At 65.7% G+C, this 2,030-nt stretch carries 2 protein-coding genes; one reads left to right on the top strand and one right to left on the bottom strand.

Annotation, left to right across the window (positions count from 1 at the left end; genetic code table 11):
• Window positions 1-174: 174 nt before the first annotated feature.
• On the bottom strand, window positions 175-975 hold the full coding sequence (locus AC1D00_RS38535) for an IclR family transcriptional regulator (RefSeq protein WP_404551093.1): 801 nt from the start codon (window positions 973-975) through the stop codon (window positions 175-177).
• Window positions 976-1,103: 128 nt separating this feature from the next.
• Between AC1D00_RS38535 and AC1D00_RS38530 the strand changes: the two genes are divergently transcribed.
• Window positions 1,104-2,030 (top strand): Bug family tripartite tricarboxylate transporter substrate binding protein (locus AC1D00_RS38530; protein ID WP_477014283.1); only part of this gene is annotated, 927 nt, incomplete at its 3' end.

Raw genomic sequence — 2,030 nt, 5'->3', positions numbered from 1 at the left:
GTCCGAAGGACGGCGTCGCTCCCGCTCGCCTATGCCCGGGCATCCACGTTCTTTGTGCCGCGGGGAACGGCGTGGATGGCCGGGACAAGCCCGGCCATGACGCTGTGGCAGCTTAAGTGAGCCTAACGCTCCGCTCATATGCGATTGACTCTCCGCAAGCGGGGAGAGGCGAAGCTAACCCCGGATCACCTGCTCGATGATCCGCGCCTCCCGCAGCAAAATCTCGGCGACCTCCTGCTCCCGCCTCGGACCGAGCCTCGTCCGAACCGCGGAGACCGTGATCGCCGCGGCGGGCTGCCCGTCCGGCGTCTTGATCCAGGTCGAGATCGATTTGGTGCCCTGCACGAGGCCGATCTCTCTCATATTGTAACCCCGTCGTCTTGCATCGGTAATCTGGCTCATCACCGTCGCGACGTCGGTCTGGTAGGCCTCGAACCGTTTCTCGTTGGCTGCGACGATTTTTCGCGCGTCCTGTGCCGGCATCGCGGCGAGGATGGCGACGCCGGCGCTAGAGACGCCGAGCGGCCGGCGCGCGCCGACCTCGATCGACAGCACCTGGATCGGATAGACGCCGATCCTGCGATCGACGCACAGCGTGTCGTTGCCGGTCCGCACCGTCAGGAATAGCGTGTCGCCGATCTCGGCGGAGGCGCGCCGCAGCGACGGATTCGCCGCGACCAGCAGCCGCGACGGCCGCGCCCGTGCCAGCGCCAATTCCGGCACCTGATTGCCGATCGCGTAGCGGCCGGTTCGATCGTGCCGCTCGACGATGCCTTCCTCGATCAGCACGTGGACGATGCGATGCACGGTCGGACGGGTGAGGCCGGTCGCCCGCACGACCTCGGCCAGCGGCACACCGTCTTCGCGCCCTGCGGCAAGAATGCGCAGCACAGCGAGCGCGCGCCGGATCGCCTGCGCGCCCTGTCGCGGTTCCAGCGCGCCGCGGGTGGCTTTCCGAGAAGGTCTGTTGTCCATAATATGGACAAGAACGCCACAATTCACTCGACAGGTAAAGCGCGCATCTGGAGATTGCGCGGCGATCGAGCGCCGTGCGCAACGTCAAGGCGTTCGAAGTGAATTGCAAGCGCCGCCGGGAGGTTAACATGAGATTAATCGCGATTGCCATAGCTGCCGCAGCCGCAATGCTGGCGGGGCCCGCGGCGGCCCAGCAATGGCCGGCGCGCAGCGTCAAGCTGATCGTGCCCTATCCGGCTGGAGGCAATGTCGACAGCGCCGCGCGCATCATCGCCGACAAGCTCCAGGAAAAGCTCGGCCAGCCCTTCATCATCGAGAACAAGGCCGGCGCCGGCGGCATGATCGCGGGCGAGGCTTTCGCGAAATCGGCGCCCGACGGCTACACGTTGTTCGTCGGCGCCAACGGCCCCGTGCTGTTCGCGACCGAGATCAACAAGCGGGATGCCTATAGCTGGAAGAAGGATTTTCTCCCGATCTCGACCATCTCGATGACGCCGCTGGTGCTCGAGGTGCATCCCTCCGTGCAGGCCAACAATTTCAAGGAATTCATCGACCTCGCCAAGCGCGAGCCTGGCAAGCTGACGATGGCTTCGCCCGGCCCCGGCACCACCAACCATCTGCTCAGCGAGCTGATGCAGTCCAGCCTCGAGCTGCAATGGGTCACCGCGCACTACCGCGGCAATGCGCCGGCCATCAACGATCTGCTCGGCGGGCAGGTGCAGTTCGCGTTCGACCAGCTCACGGTCAGCCTCCAGCACATCAAGGCCGGCCTGTTCCGCGCGCTCGCGGTCACCAGCCCGCACCGGCTGAAGTCGCTGCCTGACGTCCCGACCTTTGCCGAGCTCGGCTACAAGGATTTCGACGGCCAGACATTTACGGGCCTGTTCGCGCCCGCGGGCACGCCGGCGCCTGTTGTCGACAAGTTGCACGAGACGCTGGTTGCGATCCTGAAAGACCCCGGCGTGATCGACAAGTTCGAGAAGCTCGGCGGGGAATCGACCCCGATGACGCCGGACGAGTTCAGGGCCTATCTCGAGCGCGAGGACGCCAAGTGG

The sequence above is a fragment of the Bradyrhizobium sp. P2_E8 genome (assembly GCF_056403875.1).
This window is presented reverse-complemented; position numbering and strand designations above follow the sequence as displayed.

What these genes read in the sequence shown, in the direction of transcription:
- AC1D00_RS38535 (WP_404551093.1), bottom strand. Translation starts at nt 975, where the DNA reads ATGGACAACAGACCTTCTCGGAAAGCCACCCGCGGCGCGCTGGAACCG.